Origin of the sequence: Arthrobacter sp. C9C5 (assembly GCF_013359735.1) — a bacterium.
Classification (GTDB): domain Bacteria; phylum Actinomycetota; class Actinomycetes; order Actinomycetales; family Micrococcaceae; genus Arthrobacter.
Map to the genome: position 1 here is coordinate 59,086 of NZ_JABFMX010000020.1, position 17,618 is coordinate 76,703.

Annotated in this window: 17 protein-coding genes and 1 tRNA gene; 8 read left to right on the forward strand and 10 right to left on the reverse strand. The window is 68.9% G+C overall.

Annotated elements, in window-relative coordinates:
* Positions 1-37: 37 nt before the first annotated feature.
* Entirely contained in the window at positions 38-307 is a 270-nt protein-coding gene (locus HNO80_RS15080) for a hypothetical protein (protein ID WP_175323663.1), read from the reverse strand.
* 39 nt (positions 308-346) lie between these two features.
* Here HNO80_RS15080 and HNO80_RS15085 point away from each other — a divergent pair, with 39 nt between their 5' ends.
* A complete protein-coding gene (locus HNO80_RS15085; protein WP_175323664.1) occupies positions 347-580 on the forward strand; it encodes a DUF5703 family protein in 234 nt (77 codons plus the stop codon).
* Here HNO80_RS15085 and HNO80_RS15090 read toward each other — a convergent pair.
* On the reverse strand, positions 577-1,737 hold the full coding sequence (locus HNO80_RS15090) for an acyl-CoA dehydrogenase family protein (protein WP_175323687.1): 1,161 nt from the start codon (positions 1,735-1,737) through the stop codon (positions 577-579). The two genes, HNO80_RS15085 and HNO80_RS15090, sit on opposite strands and share 4 nt — an antisense overlap.
* Before the next feature lie 31 nt (positions 1,738-1,768).
* Positions 1,769-3,073, reverse strand: coding sequence for a M20/M25/M40 family metallo-hydrolase (locus HNO80_RS15095; RefSeq protein WP_175323665.1), 1,305 nt, complete (start codon positions 3,071-3,073; stop codon positions 1,769-1,771).
* 151 nt (positions 3,074-3,224) lie between these two features.
* On the opposite strand from HNO80_RS15095, the gene HNO80_RS15100 reads away from it, so the two are divergent.
* Positions 3,225-3,307 (forward strand) — tRNA-Leu (locus tag HNO80_RS15100).
* Between the two features lie 110 nt (positions 3,308-3,417).
* Here HNO80_RS15100 and HNO80_RS15105 read toward each other — a convergent pair.
* The 4 genes from HNO80_RS15105 to HNO80_RS15120 all read right to left on the reverse strand — a co-directional run bounded on the left by HNO80_RS15105 (position 3,418) and on the right by HNO80_RS15120 (position 7,962).
* The gene (locus tag HNO80_RS15105; protein WP_349627368.1) at positions 3,418-4,248 is read right to left on the reverse strand and encodes an aminoglycoside phosphotransferase family protein; all 831 of its coding nucleotides are present in this window, start codon (positions 4,246-4,248) and stop codon (positions 3,418-3,420) included.
* A gap of 172 nt (positions 4,249-4,420) precedes the next feature.
* Positions 4,421-5,053, reverse strand: a complete 633-nt coding sequence (locus tag HNO80_RS15110) for a GNAT family N-acetyltransferase (RefSeq protein ID WP_175323667.1) — start codon at positions 5,051-5,053, stop codon at positions 4,421-4,423.
* 157 nt (positions 5,054-5,210) lie between these two features.
* Complete coding sequence (gene malQ / locus HNO80_RS15115; RefSeq protein WP_175323668.1) at positions 5,211-7,430, reverse strand: 4-alpha-glucanotransferase; 2,220 nt, start codon at positions 7,428-7,430, stop codon at positions 5,211-5,213.
* Positions 7,423-7,962, reverse strand: a complete 540-nt coding sequence (locus HNO80_RS15120; RefSeq protein ID WP_175323669.1) for a hemerythrin domain-containing protein — start codon at positions 7,960-7,962, stop codon at positions 7,423-7,425. The genes malQ and HNO80_RS15120 overlap by 8 nt, the downstream gene beginning before the upstream one ends.
* Before the next feature lie 181 nt (positions 7,963-8,143).
* Between HNO80_RS15120 and HNO80_RS15125 the strand changes: the two genes are divergently transcribed.
* Genes HNO80_RS15125 through HNO80_RS15145 form a run of 5 tightly spaced genes read left to right on the forward strand, consistent with a single transcriptional unit; the run spans position 8,144 to position 12,939 of the window.
* Complete coding sequence (locus tag HNO80_RS15125; RefSeq protein ID WP_175323670.1) at positions 8,144-8,497, forward strand: TraR/DksA family transcriptional regulator; 354 nt, start codon at positions 8,144-8,146, stop codon at positions 8,495-8,497.
* A gap of 50 nt (positions 8,498-8,547) precedes the next feature.
* Positions 8,548-9,348, forward strand: a complete 801-nt coding sequence (locus HNO80_RS15130; RefSeq protein ID WP_175323671.1) for a M50 family metallopeptidase — start codon at positions 8,548-8,550, stop codon at positions 9,346-9,348.
* 58 nt (positions 9,349-9,406) lie between these two features.
* Positions 9,407-10,474 carry a glutathione S-transferase family protein gene (locus tag HNO80_RS15135; RefSeq protein ID WP_175323672.1) on the forward strand — a complete coding sequence of 356 codons (1,068 nt, stop codon included), beginning with the start codon at positions 9,407-9,409 and terminating at the stop codon, positions 10,472-10,474.
* Positions 10,475-10,521: 47 nt separating this feature from the next.
* The gene (locus HNO80_RS15140) at positions 10,522-11,670 is read left to right on the forward strand and encodes a serine hydrolase domain-containing protein (RefSeq protein WP_175323673.1); all 1,149 of its coding nucleotides are present in this window, start codon (positions 10,522-10,524) and stop codon (positions 11,668-11,670) included.
* Positions 11,671-11,730: 60 nt separating this feature from the next.
* Positions 11,731-12,939, forward strand: a complete 1,209-nt coding sequence (locus HNO80_RS15145) for an FUSC family protein (protein ID WP_175323674.1) — start codon at positions 11,731-11,733, stop codon at positions 12,937-12,939.
* 92 nt (positions 12,940-13,031) lie between these two features.
* Here the strand turns inward: HNO80_RS15145 and HNO80_RS15150 are convergent, their stop codons facing one another.
* From HNO80_RS15150 to HNO80_RS15160, 3 genes are read right to left on the reverse strand one after another with little or no spacing between them, the layout of a single operon-like run.
* Positions 13,032-13,946 (reverse strand): MaoC family dehydratase, encoded by a 915-nt coding sequence (locus HNO80_RS15150; protein ID WP_175323675.1) that lies wholly within the window; start codon positions 13,944-13,946, stop codon positions 13,032-13,034.
* Complete coding sequence (locus tag HNO80_RS15155; protein ID WP_175323676.1) at positions 13,943-15,283, reverse strand: 3-oxoacyl-ACP reductase; 1,341 nt, start codon at positions 15,281-15,283, stop codon at positions 13,943-13,945. Before HNO80_RS15155 ends, HNO80_RS15150 begins: the two co-directional genes overlap by 4 nt.
* A 9-nt stretch (positions 15,284-15,292) precedes the next feature.
* A complete protein-coding gene (locus tag HNO80_RS15160) occupies positions 15,293-16,663 on the reverse strand; it encodes an acetyl-CoA C-acetyltransferase (RefSeq protein ID WP_175323677.1) in 1,371 nt (456 codons plus the stop codon).
* Positions 16,664-16,770: 107 nt separating this feature from the next.
* Here HNO80_RS15160 and HNO80_RS15165 point away from each other — a divergent pair, with 107 nt between their 5' ends.
* Positions 16,771-17,466: a TetR/AcrR family transcriptional regulator gene (locus HNO80_RS15165; RefSeq protein WP_502707867.1), complete on the forward strand. Its 696-nt coding sequence runs from the start codon at positions 16,771-16,773 to the stop codon at positions 17,464-17,466.
* Positions 17,467-17,618: the final 152 nt, after the last annotated feature.

Below are 17,618 nucleotides of genomic sequence, written 5' to 3' on the forward strand. Positions count from 1 at the left end.
CACGAGCTTGACGAAATCTCTGGCCGTGGCTTAAGTGCTAGTTGTCCTGCAGGAGTTCGAGATCTTCCTCGTCGTCGACGTCTTCGCTTTCGTCCTCGTCATCTTCTTCGTCGATGACCTCAAGCGGCGTCACTTCGCCATACGCTTCATAGAGGGAGTCGTCGTAGACTTCAAAAGCATCGGCGACGGCGAAGAAGGCCGCTTCGACCGCTGGATCCCCGTCTCCCCGCCGCGCTGCGGCGGCGGCCAGGTGTTCTTCGAGGGCGGCGGTTAGGGACTGAAGCGCGACACGCGGATCGATGCTCATGACTTCACGTTAGCCCGAAAAAGACGAAAATGGAGAGCAATGAAGGAACATTTTCTGAGCAGCTCGGTCCGTCGGGAGCGGGACTACGCCCGTCAGTACGAGTACCTCGTGCTGACGGTCAGCCCTGAGGATTCGCTGCCCGAGGCGCGCCGCATCCTCGCCGCACACTCCGAGTACGGTAAATGGGAACTCGAGCGCAGCGTCCTTTATGTCGGCGGCGGACGCCGCTTCTGGCTGCGTCGGAAGGTCATCCAAGTCCAGCGGACCGTCTAGGACTCCAGCGGGCCAAGCCAGGCGTTGGCCACGGTATTGTGCGCGGATTCGTCGTCGGACGGATGGAACATTCCGGCCAGCACGTCCCGGTAGAGCCGTTCGAGCTCGGAGCCACGGAAATAGCTCGAGCCGCCGGAAACCCTGATCGCCAGATCCACCACGGTGCGCGCGGTTTCGGTGGCGCGCACCTTAACCCCGACGAGCTTCGGAAACCACTGGTTGCCATGGTCCGCGAGGGCATCGACGTCGGACGCCACGGTGGCGAGTTGCGGGTAGAGCGCGTCCATCGCCATCGCCGCGTCCGCGACCTTCCAACGGATGTCGGGATCCTGGGCGTAGCTGCGGCCCCCGTTCTTGAACGAGGTGCGGCGTTTGACCGCCTCGACGCCGAGCTGAAGCGCCCGCTCCCCGATCCCCGTGTAGACCGCCGCCAGGAGTGTCTCGAAGCAGGCGAAAATGGCGAAGATCAATGGATCTGCGTTCGGGCCGACGGGGAGCTTGCGGAAGACCCGCTCCGGCGGCACCACGGCGCCCTCCAGCACCGTGGTGTTGGACTGGCTGGCCCGCATTCCAAGGGTGTCCCAGTCGGGCAGGATTTCATAGCCGGGGGTCTCTCGGTCGATGAAGCCGTGCACCAGTTCGCCCTCGCCGCCGCGCGCCGAAGCGTCCTTGCCGAAGATCCCCAGCCGGGTCCAGGCCGGCGAGAGGCTGGTGAAGATCTTCCGGCCGGTGAAGCCGTAGCTTCCGTCCGGCAGCGGCGTCGCCTCGGTCGTCGAGTCGAAGAGCACGGAATCGTTGCCCGCCTCGGAATTGCCGAACGCGAAGATCTCGCCCTCCGCCGCCTCCTGCAGGACGAAGTCCAGCGAGGAGTCGCCCCGTGCGGCCAGGACGTGCGCGACGCCGGTCCACACCAGGTGCATATTGATCGCCAGTGCGGTCGCCGGGGCAGCCGTGGCCAGCCGCCGCTGCAGCTGCGCTGCCCCGGCGAGCCCCAGGCCCAGACCGCCGTCGGACACCGGGACGAAAATCTTCAGGTAACCCGCTGCGGCGAGGTCGCGCAGGTCCTCAGTGAAGAACGCATTGTCCCGGTCGTAGCCGGCCGCGCGGGCGCGGATCCGCTCCAGCATTGCGTCGGGCAGGATGTCTTCGGGCGTCATGTCTGTGGGGGCCATTCCTCGTAGGTGCCGCTCAGTAGTTGCTCAGGAGGGTGTTCAGTACGCGGGAGCCGAACTTCAGCGAGTCTGCCGGAACCCGCTCGTCCACACCGTGGAACATGCCGGTGAAGTCCAGCTCGTCCGGGAGCATGAGCGGCGCGAAGCCGTACCCGGTGATGCCGAGCCGGCTCAGGGCCTTGTTGTCAGTGCCGCCGGAGAGCGTGTACGGGAGGACCTTCGCGCCGGGATCCTCGGAGTGCAGCGCGTCGATCATGGAGTCCACCAGGTTGCCGGCGAACGGGACTTCAAGCGAGACGTCCTGGTGGACGTAGCTGACGTCCACGCCGGTGCCCGCCAGTTCGCGGACGATCTCGAGGACCTGTTCCTGCTGGCCGGGCAGCGTCCGGCAGTCCACCAGGGCTTCGGCCGATTCCGGGATGACATTGTGCTTGTAGCCGCCCTTGAGCAGGGTGGGGTTGGTGGTGTTCTGCAGGGTGGCGCCGACAAAGCGGGCCACGGTGCCGAGCTCCTTGAGGATCTTGTCCGGGTCGTCGGGGTCGAATTCGACGCCGGTGAGTTCCGTCACGCCGTCGAGGAACTGCCGGGTGGTGGGCGTCAGCTCCACCGGCCACCGGTATTCGCCGATCCGCGAAACGGCGCTGGCGAGCCGGGTCACCGCGTTGTCGGTGTTGATCTGGGAGCCGTGGCCTGCGCGGCCGTGGGCCACCAGCCGCAGCCAGGAGAGGCCCTTTTCCGCGGTCTGCAGCAGGTAGGTGCGCCGGCCGCCGATGGTGGCCGAGAACCCGCCAACTTCGGAGATCGCCTCTGTGGCGCCCTCGAACAGTTCGGGCCGGTGTTCGACGGCGTAGCCTGCGCCGTACTTGCCGCCCGCCTCCTCGTCGGCAAAGAACGCGAAGATCAGGTCGCGCTTGGGTTTACGGCCGGTGCGGGCGAAATCCCGCAGCACGGAAAGGATCATGGCGTCCATGTCCTTCATGTCCACGGCGCCGCGGCCCCAGATCAGGCCATCCTTGAGCTCGGCCCCGAACGGGTCCACGGACCACTGCTCGCGCAGCGCGGGAACGACGTCAAGGTGGCCGTGCACCACCAGCGCGCTGGCCGACGGATCCTCGCCTGCCAACCTGGTGACCACACTGGCACGGCCCGGCGCGGACTCGAAGATCTCGGCGTCCAGCCCGACCTCAGTGATGAGACCGGCGGTGTACTCCGCGGCGGCCCGCTCCCCTGGTCCGGAACCATCACCGTAATTGGACGTGTCAATCCGGATCAGTTCCTGGCAGATCCGGACAACCTCATCTTCGGGCCGAACGTCAGTCATATCGCTCCTCGTGGCAGTGGTTCAGTGCTGGCTTCAGCCTACCCATTGGCCCCGATTATTTGTTTCCGGAATCTTCGTGCTAGAGTCTTTCTCGCTGCTTCCGAGAAAAGCAAAACGCTGAAAGGCGAAATTGTTCCCGGAAATACCACCTGCGCGGGTGGCGGAATGGCAGACGCGCTAGCTTGAGGTGCTAGTCCTCGAAAGGGGGTGGGGGTTCAAGTCCCCCTCCGCGCACAACAGGAAATGCCCTGGAATCCATCATGGAGTCCGGGGCATTTTCGTTTTCCTGGGCGCACCGGCTCCGGCCAGCCTGCCACCACTTCGCGGGGCGGCCGGTTGCGTCATCAGCCCTCGTTCGGATCCCCGAGTGTGCCAGCCTGAAGCCGTGCCTGGAAATTCTCCAGTGCGAAGTCTCTAAGCTTGGTGTCGTTCACCAGTTCTGCGGCAGCAGCCACTTGCAGGGGCAGTGATGCCCGGTGGGCTCTTGCCCTTGCGATCGTCTCCTTGTCCGCCAAATCAGCGACCCTGCTGGAGCCGAAAGCTCCGATGAGGGGTGCCAGGTCGATTGCCGGGTCACCGATGCAGGCATTGTCGAGGTCCACGACGCCGGACAGCTGGTTGCCTGTCCACATGATGTTGTGCAGGCCGAAGTCTCCGTGCACTAGGGCTGTTCCGGCCGCGGACTCTGCGTCCAACACGTTCGCGACAACCTGTCCGGCTGCGTTCCTTGTAGCCCTGTCCAGAGGGTGGACTATCCGGTCCACGACGCCCGGCCATTGCTTGCCTCCGCACGATTGCCTGACGGGACGCAGCGCACCCGGAGGTTGGTCCGCTACCCGGAAGCCGGCGAGGACCACGTCCAAAGGCCCCCGGGCTTCTGCCCAGGAGAGGCCGGTTCGATGGCCCCCCGGGACGTAGCTGGTGAGCTGGGCAGACCACGTTGGCCCGGAGCGCGGTTCAGACAAAGCAACGGGGATAGGAAAAGGAAGATACACGGCCGCCAGTACCTTGAGGTTCTGATGCTCGCTCCGCGTTCGGCGGGAGTGTTCGGAGCCGCTTGCTACACGCACCACGGCAGAAGTGCCGAGGACCGCGACATGATGGAAGGCTCCGTGCCTGAAGGCGGCTTCCTCCCACGGGAGGTCCGGCCACGCCATTTCAACGGCCGGCCACATCGTCGAGGTATCGGCATCGAGAGTGTTCACGAGGGTCAGTCTCTCAGAATGCCTTCCCCGGTGGCCGGGGCAGGCACCCGCCGAAGTCCTCTTTCGTCCGCTGTCACGTCCGTCGTTGGCTGACCGAAAGTCGGTCTAACGCTCAGTGACGCGGAACGGGACGCGAAGCCCCCTAGACGGCGAGCAACCCGGCGGGCGTCTGCCCGGACAGGGAGGCCAGCGCGCGGGGACGCAGTTCCGGCCACTCCTCGGTCAGCAGCGACAGGATGACGAAGTCGCGCCAGACGCCGTCGACGTTGCGGGAGGACCGGCGGCGGGTGCCCTCGGCTGTGAAGCCGAACCGGGCCAGGGAGGCCAGTGACCGCTGGTTGCGGCTGTCCACGTCGCATTCGATCCGTCCGGCCCCGCAGGAGAACAACCAGTCGAGCAGGGTGATCTTCACTTCGTGGTTCACCTTCGCGCCCCAGAGGTCCGGGTCCAGCACGGTCCGGCCGATTTTCACGCGCTCCGTCCACTCGTCGTGTTCGGTGATGCCGGTGGTTCCGACGAAGCGGGACTGTCCCAGCGGGAGTTTCTGGTACACCGAAAAGACCTGCAGCCCCGCGAAACGGCGGTCCACGAACGCCGACAACTCGGCTTCACCGGCGGGCCGGGCTTCACTGTCACTAAAGCCTTGGGACCAGATCTCGTCGCGGGCCAGAAGGCGCGCCAGTGGCTCGACGTCGAGCGGTGTGAATGGTGCCAGGACAAACCTGCCGGTGGCCGTCTGAAGGGTCGGCAGGGTGTCGGGAAGGAGCAGCGCCATTGCGGCCTTTCTGGTGCGCGGTGAAGCGTCGGGGAGTGGGTTGGCGGAAGCCGTATTTGTCCGCAAATTTTCGGCGGCAAGAGAAATTATCACCCCGATGCCGCAGCCCGCAAGGACACGCTGGCAGCGGCTGTCCGGCAGCCTGTCCGCAGCCGTTTTAGCCGGCTGCCGGCCGCCGGCCAGGTACGACTGGTCCGCCGGGGTGGAGGGCCTGCTGGACCGTGCCGAGGAGCGAACGGAACCGTGCGTCCTGGGGCAGTTCCTCGATCAGGACGACGCCGTCCGGCCCGGCCAGTGGTATGCGCCAGTTGGGGTACTCCGTGCTGGTGCCCGGCTGGTTCTGCGTGCGGGTCTCCCCCACGGCGTCGACGAGCGCCACACCGAGCAACGACGACGGCGTGAGGGCGGTGAACGCGTACAGCGCCTCCACCGTGGCCTGCTCCCCGGCCTCCCCCGCCGCCGGCAGCAGACCGCGCTCCCGCACCAGCGCCAGCACGGCTTCCTGCTCCGCGGCGTCGGCGGCGCGTTCTTCCGCGACCGGGCGCCGCAGCAGCCCGAGCGACTCGCGGAGCGTCACGTGCGCGCCGGCCAGGTAGCCTGCGGTGGGAGGCAGGTCGTGCGTGTTGACACTCGTGAGGCACTGCTGCCGGTAGCGTTCCGGCGCCAGCGGCCCCTCGCCGTCGTGCTCGAACCACAGGATCGAGGTGCCGAGGATGCCCCGCTCGCCCAGGTAGTCCCGGACCCAGGGTTCGAAGACGCCGAGGTCCTCGCCGATCACGACTGCCCCCGCGCGTTGGGCTTCGAGGGCCAGGATGCCGATCAGCGCTTCGTGGTCGTAATACACGTACGTGCCCCCGCCCGGCCCGGCGCCTTCTGGGATCCACCAGAGGCGGAACAGGCCCAGGACGTGGTCAACCCGGATTCCGCCGGCGTGGCGCAGCACGGTCCGCAGCATGTCCCGGTAGGGGGCGTAGCCGGACTCGGCGAGCCGCCCCGGGTGCCACGGCGGCTGGGTCCAGTTCTGGCCCTGCTGGTTGAACATGTCCGGCGGCGCGCCGACCGTCACGCCCTGCGCGAGGACGCCGGACAGGGTCCAGGCGTCGGCGCCGCCGAGCTTCACCCCGACCGCAAGATCATGCACGACGCCGATGTCCATGCCAGCCCGCCGCGCGGCGTCCTGCGCCGATTCCAGTTGCTGGTCGCAAATCCACTGCAGCCAGCGGTGGAATTCGATCCGGTCCGCGAGCGCCGTCCGTTGGGCTGCGCAGTACCCGGTGTCCGGGGAGGCCGCGGCGTCGGCCCACTCGGGGGCCGAGGGCTCGAGGGTCTCGGCCAGCGCGCACCACAGGGCGAAGTCGTCGAGCCCCGGGCCCTGGTCCCGGCAGAAGTCGCTGAACCGGCGTGAACGGGACGGACCCCGGCGGACGCGGAAGATCCGCTCAAGCACCGCCAGCTTTGCCTCGTAGCTGGAGTTGCGGTCCAGCAGCGACGCCTCCCGGTTGGCGGCCCGCAAGCGGGTCGCGAGGCTGTCCGCCTCGGCCAGCGCGCCGGGCTCCAGGTAGGCGTATTCAGGAATCTCCTCCACCCGGATGTACAGCGGGTTGAAGAAGCGCCGGGTGGCCGGCAGGTACGGCGAGTCCTCCACCGGCGGCCGGGGCTCCGCGGCGTGCAGGGGGTTGACCAGGACGAACCCCGCCCCTTCCGCTCCCGCGACGGCGGCCAGGTCGGCCAGGTCCGCGAAGTCGCCGATCCCCCAGGAACGCGCGGAGCGCACAGAGTAGAACTGGGCCGTGAGTCCCCAGCTGCGGCGTCCCGCCAGGGCTGCGGAGGTGCGCAGCCGTCCCGGAGTCACCACGAGCGGGCACTCCGCCGCGGTGCCGGCCGTGTCCGCCAGGATGGTGTGCCAGCCGATGGCCAGCCCCTCCGGGATGGCGAAGCTCGCGCGCCCGGTCGGGACGCCGTCGACCTCTTTAGGCTCCTCCCAGTTCTCCAGCTGCCGGACCTCGTGCCGGACGCCGTCCTCGGCGACGATCCGGACATCGACCTCGCCGCCGTGCGGGACGTGGACATCAAAGGATGCCGCCGCTCCCTCCCGCGCCACAACGACCGGCGGCAGGAACCGGCGCCAGGGGGCCAGTTCCGCTGCTTCCAACGAGCGTCTGATCTCCCCCGGACCGGCGGAGGCAACGCCCAGGGCGGTGAGGACCTGGCGAAGGGTGTCCGCGGCGACGGAGCGCTCCACCCCGTCCCAGCCCCAATAGGAGGTCCCCACCCCGTGGGCCGCGGCCAGTTCGCGCAGCAGCACGTCGGGGTCGTCTGCCGTTGCCGGGTGGTCGTCGGCCGGGTCCGTGCTGTCCCTCACGGGCGCGTCAGCCATTGGCCGGGGGCGCCGGCGGCTCGGTGCCGAGGGCCGCGTGGATGTGGGCTTCTCCCACCAGCTCCTGCAGGCCGGCGACGGAGTTGGCGAGGCTGAGACCGGGCGACTCGACAATGAACGGCATAAGCAGCCGGTTTTCCTTCTCCAGGTGCAGGGCGAAGACCTGTCCGATCGCGCCGGCGGCGACGGCCGCGTCGACTCCCTCTGAGCCGCGCAGCCGCTCTACGAGGCCGACGATCGCCTTGTGTTCGGCGAGCATCCCGGCCACGAGCAGCCGGCCCTCCGGCATAGCCCCTGGTCCGCCGTACAGAGGGCCCTCCTCGGCGAGCGCGTGCGGGACGAGTTCGGTCTCGCACCATTCGACCAGCACCTCGTGGGCCTCGTGCTCCGCTCCAGTGTCGCGGGCCTTCACCGCATGGGTCAGGGCGGCAATCAGCGCCTCAAGCCGTTTGAGCATCCCCGCATGGTGTGTCTCCACGGCTGCGAGCGCACCGGCTTCTTCCTCGGCGTTCTTGGGAACCGGCGTGTCCATGGCATCTCCCTGGCTGGGCGGAACCCGGGTCCCGCTGAATCTGATCCAACTGTACGGCCGGCCCGGTTCCCGCGAACAGGCCTTTCGGCCCCGCATGCCGTCTGCAACTGCCGGTCGCCCCCGGGGAGGCGTTTCGGGCGGTTTCGACGCTTCACAGCCGGCCGCGCTAGCCTTGCACCCTATGGTCGACGTCGAACGGTTCCGGATCCTCCTCAGCCAGGAGCGCGAGCGGAAGCTTGCCCTGCTGCCCGCCCTCCGCAGGGACATCACGTCGGTGAATGCCGCCCGGCAGGATTCCAACGTCGATGACGAACACGATCCGGAGGGGGCGACGATCGCCTTCGAACTTTCCCAGGCATCCGCGCTGCTGGAACAAAGCAGGGCCGGGCTCGCGCAGATCGAAGCTGCCCTGGCCCGGATCGACGCCGGAAGTTACGGCATCTGCGAAGTCTGCGGCGGCCCGATTGCCGAGGGCCGGCTGGAGGCCAGGCCGTGGACGCCCTACTGCATCCGGCACTCCGCCGGTACGGCATGACAGCGAAGGCATAACAGCGAACGCATAACAGCGAAGGCGATCAGTCCCCTATGAGCATTGAGTCAGCTGCCCTCGCCACCGATGACCTGGCCGGCACGTGGTGGCAACGCATTGTGGGCGGGTTCAGCCACGCGCCCGCACCGGTAGTGACCGGAACCGAGCTCCTGCTGGTGGTCGCCGTCGCCGTTGCGCTGTCCCTGCCGCGCGCCAGCTGGCGGTACTTTGGCCTGCTCGCCACCGTGACGCATGAGCTGGGCCATGCCTTCGCCGCCATCATGACCGGCCAGCGGCTTGGCGGCATCCGGCTGAGCCTGGACCATTCCGGCACGACCACGAGCTACAGCCGCAGGCCCTTGGCCGCCGCCTGGTCGACGTTCTGGGGCTACCCGGTCCCCGCCGTCGTCGGCGCAGCGATGGTCTGGTCCGGTTTCAACGGCTGGGGGCCGGCGGCGATGTCGGTCGGCACCCTGGTGTTGCTGCTTTCCTTCCTCTTCCTGCGCAACGGCGTCGGTGTACTGATCACGGCCGCGGCGGTGCTCGCCGCCGTGCTGCTGGTCCTCTTTGTCCCGGCGGTGTTTATTGGCCACGTGATGATCGGTCTGGGCCTGGCACTGCTGGTGGCTGCCGTCCGGGACCTGGGCAAGCTGGTGGCGGTGCATTCGCGGCACCGGAACCGGATCTCGACGTCGGACGCGTACCTGCTGGCCCGCTCCACGCCCTTGCCGGCGTTTGTCTGGATCGGGCTGTTCGCCGTGGTGGTGGCGGCGGCCTGGTGGGTGGCGTGGCAACCGATGGCGCCGGTCGTCGCCGGTCTGTTCGGCCTCGCCGCCCAGGCTGCCCGGCTGGGCTGACTTGTCTGTTGCGTCGGGCTGGTGCGTCTGGCTGGCGTGCTGCGCATAGGCTGGGAGCATGAGTGAGACAACCACGAACATGGACCAGGCCTTCAGCACGCGGGGCGCCTATGTCACCGGCGGTGCGGAGTTCAACCGGGACACCAACTACATCGAGGACCGGATCACCCGCGACGGCGCGCCCGGGTCCAACGGGGAGCCCGGCTGGCCTGTCGAACCCGGCCGTTACCGGCTGGTCGCGGCCCGCGCCTGCCCCTGGGCGAACCGTACCGTGATCGTGCGGCGGCTCCTGGGCCTGGAAGACGTGATCTCACTCGGCCAGCCCGGCCCCACCCATGACGCCCGCTCCTGGACCTTCGATCTGGATCCCGGTGGCAAGGATCCCGTCCTGGGAATTGAGCGGATCCAGGAGGCCTACTTCCGCCGTTTCCCGGATTATCCCCGCGGCATCACGGTGCCGGCGATCGTCGATGTGCCCAGCGGCGCAGTGGTCACCAACAACTTCCCGCAGATCACCCTGGACTTCTCCACCGAGTGGACCGAGTTCCACCGCGACGGCGCCCCGGATCTTTACCCCGAAGCCCTCCGGGAGGAGATCGACGCCGTCAACAAGCGTGTCTTCACGGAGGTCAACAACGGCGTCTACCGCTGCGGCTTTGCCGGCTCCCAGGACGCGTACGATGCGGCCTACGACCGGCTTTGGACGGCGCTGGACTGGCTGGAGGAACGGCTCACCGGGCAGCGCTACCTGGTGGGCGACACGATCACCGAGGCGGACGTCCGGCTGTTCACCACGCTGGCACGCTTCGACGCCGTCTACCACGGGCACTTCAAGTGCAACCGCCAGAAGCTCAGCGAAATGCCGGCGCTGTGGGCCTATGCCCGGGACCTGTTCCAGACCCCCGGCTTCGGTGACACGACGGACTTCGTGCAGATCAAGCAGCACTATTACATCGTCCACGAGGACATCAATCCCACCGGGATCGTCCCGAAGGGGCCGGAGCTGGGCAACTGGCTCTCGGCGCACGGCCGGGAGGCCCTCGGCGGCCGCCCCTTCGGCAACGGCACGCCGCCCGGTCCCGTCCGGGCCGGCGAAGAGGTTGCCGCCGGACACGGCGCCGGCTAAGCACTGGCCGCGGCGGGCGGCGCAGACGGCGGCGCTAGGGTGGGGCAATGGAACTTTCCACCCCGCTACCCTCAGAACCGGCGGCCGGCCCGCAGCTTTCCGTCGGAACCGCCGACCCGGCGTTTGCGGCCGTCCGTGAACTCTTCGACACGTTCCTGGCACAGGACCCTGGGTACAGTGCGCAGTTGGCGGTGTACCGCGGCGGCGCCAAGGTACTGGAGATCAGCGGCGGCCCCGGGCTGGGCCCGGGCGACATCACAGGAACCTACTCGTGTTCCAAGGGAGCGGCAGCCTTCGTCATCGCCCTGCTGGTACAGGACGGGCTGCTGGACCTGGACGCCGCCGTGGCGTCCTACTGGCCAGAGTTCGCCGCGCACGGCAAGGACCTGCTCACCGTCCGCCAGGCACTCTCGCACCAGGCAGGCCTGCCGGGCATCGCCGGCGGCTTCGCGCTCGAGGAGTTCCCGACGCCGGAAGCCGCCCGCCGTCTGGCCGCCGCCGCCCCGCTGTGGCGCCCGGGACGCACCTTCGGCTACCACGCGCTGACCATCGGCATCCTGATGGAGGAACTGTGCAGGAGGGTCGCCGGAGCCCCGTTGCAGGAACTCTTTGACGAGCGACTCCGACGTCCCTTCGGCATCGATTTCTTCCTGGGCCTGCCCGCCGAGGAGGAACAGCGCTTCCGCGAGGTGTTGTACACCGAAGACCCGGACGCCTGGCTGGACCCGCTCAGCCTGGCCGGACTGAACAGCAACGCGCCGGTGAGCAGCATCATGGAGCTGCCCAACCACCGCGTCATCCGCGCGGGCGGCATGAGCAGCGCCGGAGGGATCGGCTCAGCGGAGGGACTCGCCCGGCTCTATGCCGCGGCCATCACCGGAGTCGACGGCGGTCCGGGTTTCCTGGCGCCCCGGACCATCGGACTGATGGCCAAGGAGCAGGTGTGGGGCCTTGACCGTTCATCCGGACTGGACAACGCCTTCGGTGTGGTCTTCATGAAGCCGCACCCGGGCCGGGACTTCGGCAGCCACCTCGCTTTCGGCCACGAGGGCGCCAACGCGGCCCTGGGATTCGCCGATCCCGGCTACGGAATCGGTTTCGGCTACGTGCCCAGGCGCAGCGAGGAAGGACGCACCAACGGAAGGGCCCAACGGCTCTCGGCCGCGGTGCGGAAGGCCTGCGCGTCGACCCACTGACGTCCCCGTAAGGGTTCGTCCAGTTGTAGCACCAACGCCGCGGCCCTAGGGTGAGCCGGGATGGCAAATGAAAAAGAACACGACGACGGCGGCACACATCCCTCCTGGGCCCGGAGGCTGGCGCGCACCGTGGCCGGGAGCGTCTCTGCCGCCCTGCTGTGGCCCCGGCTGCAACTGGCCACCAAGGCGGCCATCGCGGCGGGCGTCGCGTTCTTCATCGCCCCGTTCATGCCCGGCTCCGCGGCGGACTACCCCTACTACGCCCCGCTGGGCGCCCTCGTTGCCATGTACGAGAACGTCTCGGGCTCCATGCGCCAGGGCTTCCAGACCCTCGCGGGGCTGGCCATCGGAATCGGGCTCGCCTTCATGCTCTTCAGCCTCGGGAACCCGTCGCCGCTGACGGTGGCGATCGTGATGGGACTCGGCGTCATCCTCGCCGGCCTGCCGCGGATCGGCTCGGGCAGCGACTGGATCCCGACGGCGGCCCTCCTGGTGCTGCTGGTCGGCGGCCACAACCCGGACAAGTTCTCGTTCGGCTATCTCTTCCAGATGGGCGTGGGCGTCAGCGTCGGCATCGTGGTGAACCTGCTCGTCTTCCCGCCGCTGCACTTCAAGGCGGCAGCCCTCAGCCTGGCCGAGCTGCGGCTGGCCCTGGCCCAACAGCTCTGGGATATGGGCAAGGCGCTCCGTGAGAACTGGCCGCCGGAACACGAGGACTGGTCCCGCCGCTCCGAGGCGCTCGCGGGGCGCGCCCGCTCCGTGCGCGCCGCCGTGCAGAAAGCGGACGCGAGCCGCCAAGCCAATCCCCGGCGCCGGCTGCACCCGCGGGACGTCGAGGAGGACTACCGCAACCTGCGTGACCTGGAGCGACTGACCTTCCATATCCAGGACGTGACCCAGGTGCTCTCGGACGTCATCTGGGCCAAGGACACCCCGTTCGTGATCCCGGACGGGTATGCCGAGCCGCTCGCCGAAGCCATGACCATGGTGGGCGACGTGCTCCGCGCCGCGGAGGAGGAGGAACCGCAGCGTCAGGCCGAACTCGTCGAGGAGGCTGACGCGGCGGTCAAGGCCTTCACCGCGCGAGTCGCCGCCGACGACCAGTCCGCCGGCGCCCCGAGCGCCGTCGAGTCGATCCTGCTGAGCCTGCACCGGATGCTGCGAGTAGCGAAATCGGGCAACGTTGAATCGGGCGCCCCCAAGTCCAGCGACGCGAAGTCCGGCGACGGACACCGGGAACCGGACGCCTCCTCCGCCGGCACCAGCTAGCCGAACGGCACAGCCGCGGTCCCCGCCTGCACGACGACGGCGGCCGCCCCCGCAATAGTCGGAGACGGCCGCCGTCGTTGTCCGGTGGCACGCTATTTCAGCGACGCCACCGACCCGCTGAAGTGCTTGCGCCCCGAATGCGGGCTCCAGGCCACGTAATCGGAGCGCAGCCACGCGCCGTCGTCGCCCTGCACCGTGCTGATGTCCAGCGCGACCCGGGCCGGCAGGAACACCGGCGCCTCGAACGCCACGTCCCAGCTGAAGGCGTCGCCCTTGGCCGCGCCGACGTCGGCCAGCGCCCTGGAAGCGAGGTACATGCCGTGGGCGATGGAGCGCCGCATGCCGAGGGCTTTGGCGCTGAGCACGCTGAGGTGGATCGGGTTGAAGTCACCGGAAACGGAGGCGTACGCCCGCCCGGTGTCCACCCCGAGCTGCCAGAGCGCCGTCGGATTCGGAGCCCGGAAGCCATCGGACGCGGCGGCCGCGGACGGCTTGTCGATGCCCGGGAGGAACACGCCCTTCGCGAGGTAGGTGGACACGCCGCGCCAGCGGACGAAGTCCTCCCCGGCCCCGCGCACCTCGGCCACGAGATCCAGCTGGGTGCCGGCCCGGTGGCCGCGCAGGTTTTCCGCCCAGGCCCGGATGTCCAAGGCTTCGGAGAAAAGCACCGGAGCGCTCTGGACCACCTTGTTGGTGAGGTGGATCATCCCCAGCAACGGCAACGGAAAGTCGTCCCGGTTCATCACGGACATGGACAGCGGGAACGCCAGGGCGTGGAGGAATCCGGCCGGCAACACATCGCTGGCCGTCTCCCCGATCAGGTGCTGGTAGGCCGTCAGGTTGGCGACCCCGGCCGTCACGCCGCGCACCTCATGGCTGCAGCCGGGCAGCTGCGTGCCCGCGTGCGTTCCCAGCACCCGCCGGCGCGCCGCGGTGGCGGCAGCGTTGACGTACAGCTTGGAGAGTGACGGCATCTCGCCCAGGATGACGGGCTGAGCACCGCTCATGCGCCCACCAGGTTCTGCCCGCAGACGCGCAGCACTTCGCCGGAGATGCCGCCCGCGGCGTCGCTGGCGAGGAAGGCGATCGCCTCCGCCACGTCCCCGGGCTGGCCGCCCTGCTGCAGCGAATTGAGCCGGCGGGCCACCTCGCGGGTGGCGAACGGGATCCGGTCCGTCATCTCGGTTTCGATGAAACCGGGAGCGACGGCGTTGATGGAGCCGCCGTGCGCCGCGAGCAGCGGCGCCGTGGCACGGACCATGCCCATCACGCCGCCCTTGGACGCTGCGTAGTTGGTCTGCCCGCGGTTTCCGGCGATGCCGCTGGTGGAGGCGACGGAGACGATCCGCGGCGAGTTCCGGAAGTGCTCGGAGGCCAGCAGCGCCTCGTTGATCCTCAGCTGCGCGGCGATGTTCACGGCAATCACCGAGCTCCAGCGGCCCTGGTCCATGTTGGCGAGCAGCTTGTCCCGGGTGATGCCGGCGTTGTGGATCAGGATGTCCAGCCCGCCGTGGCGCTCCACGGCGTGGTCGATGATGCGCTGCCCCGCGTCTTCCCGGCTGATGTCCAGCTGCAGGGCGGTCCCGTGCACCTCGTTGGCGACCTTCGCCAGGTGGTCCCCGGCGGCCGGGATGTCGACGACGACGACCGTGGCGCCGTCGCGGTAAAGCGTGCGGGCGATGGCCGCGCCGATCCCGCGGGCGGCTCCGGTCACGACCGCGACCTTCCCCGCCAGCGGCTTCTCGGCGTCGGCCGGCAGATGGCCGGCCTCGGAGGAGACGGTGAGGAACTGGCCGTCCACGAAGGCGGAGCGGCCGGAGAGGAAGAACCGGAGGGCCCCGAGGGCGCTGGGGCTCGTGGTCCGTGCACCGTCGGCGAGCAGGATGCCGTTGCCGGTGGCGCCGGCGCGCAGTTCCTTCGCGAGCGAGCGGAGCAGGCCATCGACGCCCTGCCGGGCCGCCGCCGTGGCCGGGTCGGTGGTCCCGGCGGCGGCGCGGGAGACGGTCACCACGCGGGCGTTCGCGGCGAGGTCCCGGAGTGAGGCCGCGGCGCTGAGCACGGGCTTTTCAAGGTCCTCGGGCCGCGCAGCCTCGTCCAGCACCAGGATGATCGCGCCGAGTTTTTCGCGCGGCACGGCGTGGCGGCGGACGTCCAGATTCCAGGACAACAGCGTGGCGGCGAGTTCGTCGGCCCCGCTGCCGGCTCCCTGGACCAGGACGGGTCCCTGCACCAGCGGCTGGCCCGGCCGGTGGCGGCGGAGCACCACGGGCTGCGACAGCCCGAGCTTCTTGGCGATGTCCTTGCCCAGTCCCCGGTTCACGAATTGGGTGTATTTGTCAGTCATCCGGTCCCCCTAGTGTGCTTCGAGAATAGCGACGACGCCCTGGCCGCCGGCGGCGCAGATGGAGATGAGCCCGCGTGCCGGGCGGCCGTCGACCTGTCCCTTGGCATGCAGCATCTTCGCCAGCGAGGCGACGATGCGTCCGCCGGTCGCGGCGAACGGGTGCCCGGCGGCGAGCGAGGACCCGTTGACGTTGAGCTTGGCGCGGTCGACGCTGCCGAGGGCGCCGTCGAGGCCGAGCCGGGTGCGGCAGAACTCCTCGTCCTCCCACGCGGCGAGGGTGCTCAGCACGGTGCCGGCGAAAGCCTCGTGGATTTCGAAGAAGTCAATGTCCTCGAAGCCCAGGCCGTGGCGGGCCAGCAGCCGCGGCACGGCGAACGCGGGAGCCATCAGCAGGCCATCCTTGCCGTGGACGAAGTCGACGGCGGCCGCCTCGCCGTCGAGCACGGTGGCCAGCTTGGGCAGGTCGTGCGCGTCGGCCCAATCCTCGGAGGCGAGCAGCACGGTGGAGGCGCCGTCGGTGAGCGGAGTGGAGTTGCCCGCCGTCATGGTCGCTTCTGCTCCCAGGTTCTTGCCGAAGACCGGCTTGAGGCCCGCGAGCTTTTCAAGCGTGGTGTCGGGCCGCAGGTTGGAGTCCTTGCTGAGCCCGCGGTACGGGGTCAGGAGTTCGTCGAAGAAGCCGGCGTCGTAGGCGGCGGCCAGGTTTCGGTGGCTGTTGTAGGCCAGCTCGTCCTGGGCTTCGCGGGTGATCTTCCACTGCGCCGTGGTGAGCGCCTGGTGCTCGCCCATGGACAGGCCGGTCCGGGGCTCCCCGGTGTTCGGGGCATCCGGGGCGAGGTCCTTCGGCCGGAGCCGGCTCAGCACCTGCAGCCGCTGCGGCAGGGTCTTGGCGCGGTTCAGGTCGAGCAGGATTTCGCGCAGGCCCTCGCTCACGGCGATGGGGGCGTCGGAGGCGGAGTCGACGCCTCCGGCGATGGCGGAGTCGATCTGGCCCAGCTTGATCTTGTTGGCAAGCCCCAGGACGGTTTCGAGGCCGGTGGCGCAGGCCTGCTGCAGGTCGTACGCGGGGGTTTCGGCGGAGAGCGCGGATCCGAGCACCGCTTCGCGGGTGAGGTTGAAGTCGCGGGAGTGCTTGAGCACGGCGCCGGCGGCAACCTCGCCGATCCGCTCGTCCTGCAGGCCGAAACGTGCAATCAGTCCGTCGAGCGCGGCGGTCAGCATGTCCTGGTTGGAGGACTTGGTGTAGGCGCCGCCGGTGCGGGCGAACGGGATGCGGTTGCCGCCGACCACTACGGCTTTGCGGAGTTGCGGCGCTGCGGCTGATCCTGCGGCCCGCGCGGTGGTGTCCTTCGGTCCGGTCGCGGATGTTCCGTTTTCAGGCATGTGCTCTCTCCTTTGATCAAAGCGGATTACTGATACCCAGCGTACCTGATACGCTGGGTATCGTGAACATCCTGCAGGCGGAACCCCCCGGACCGGTCAGTGCCGGCATCAGTGCTGCGCGCGGCAACCCCGGCAACGCTTCGGCGACCCCCGTCGACGGCCGGGCCTCCCGCTGGCAATCCCACCGCGAGGAACGGCGCCGGGAGCTGATCAAGTCCGCGCGAAGGGCAGTCCATGCCCTGGGCAGCGAAGCCTCGATGGAGGACATCGCTGCAGCGGCCGGGACGTCTAAATCCGTCTTCTACCGCTACTTCGGCGACAAGGCCGGCCTCCAGCAGGCCGTGGGCGAAGTGGTCCTGAGTCAGATGCAGCGGCGGATCCAGGAGGCCGCGCAGGGCGCTCAGACCCCGCGCGAAGGGCTCTACGCCATGGTGTCCGCCTACCTGCAGATGGCCGAGACCAGCCCGAACGTCTACACCTTCGTCACCCGCTACGCGCCGGGCGAGGCCGAGAGCCAGAACGGCGCGATCGCAGCGGCCGGCGCGCTGGGTCATTTCTTCGCGGCGATCAGCGAGATGATCGCGCTGCCCATGCGGAACCAGCTGCGCGCCGTCGCAGGCAAGGAAGCCGTGATCGGCTACTGGCCGAACGCCGCGATCGGACTGGTCCGGAACGCCGGGGAACAGTGGCTGGCCAGCCCGGACTCCCCCGCCAAACCCGGCCAGGAAGCCATGGCCCGCCAGATCACCGACTGGCTCTGTTTCGGCATCGCACACGAACTCCAGGATCCGCCGGCCCCGTAGCCGGACACCACGTCCCACACCCCCCAACAGCTAAACCACTAATCGCCAAACCATCAATTGCCAGAACCGCAATGTCAGTGCCAACGAAGGAATCGACATGACTGAACTAGCCGACCGCCCCGCGGGCCCAGTCAGGATGGACTGCCCGCCGG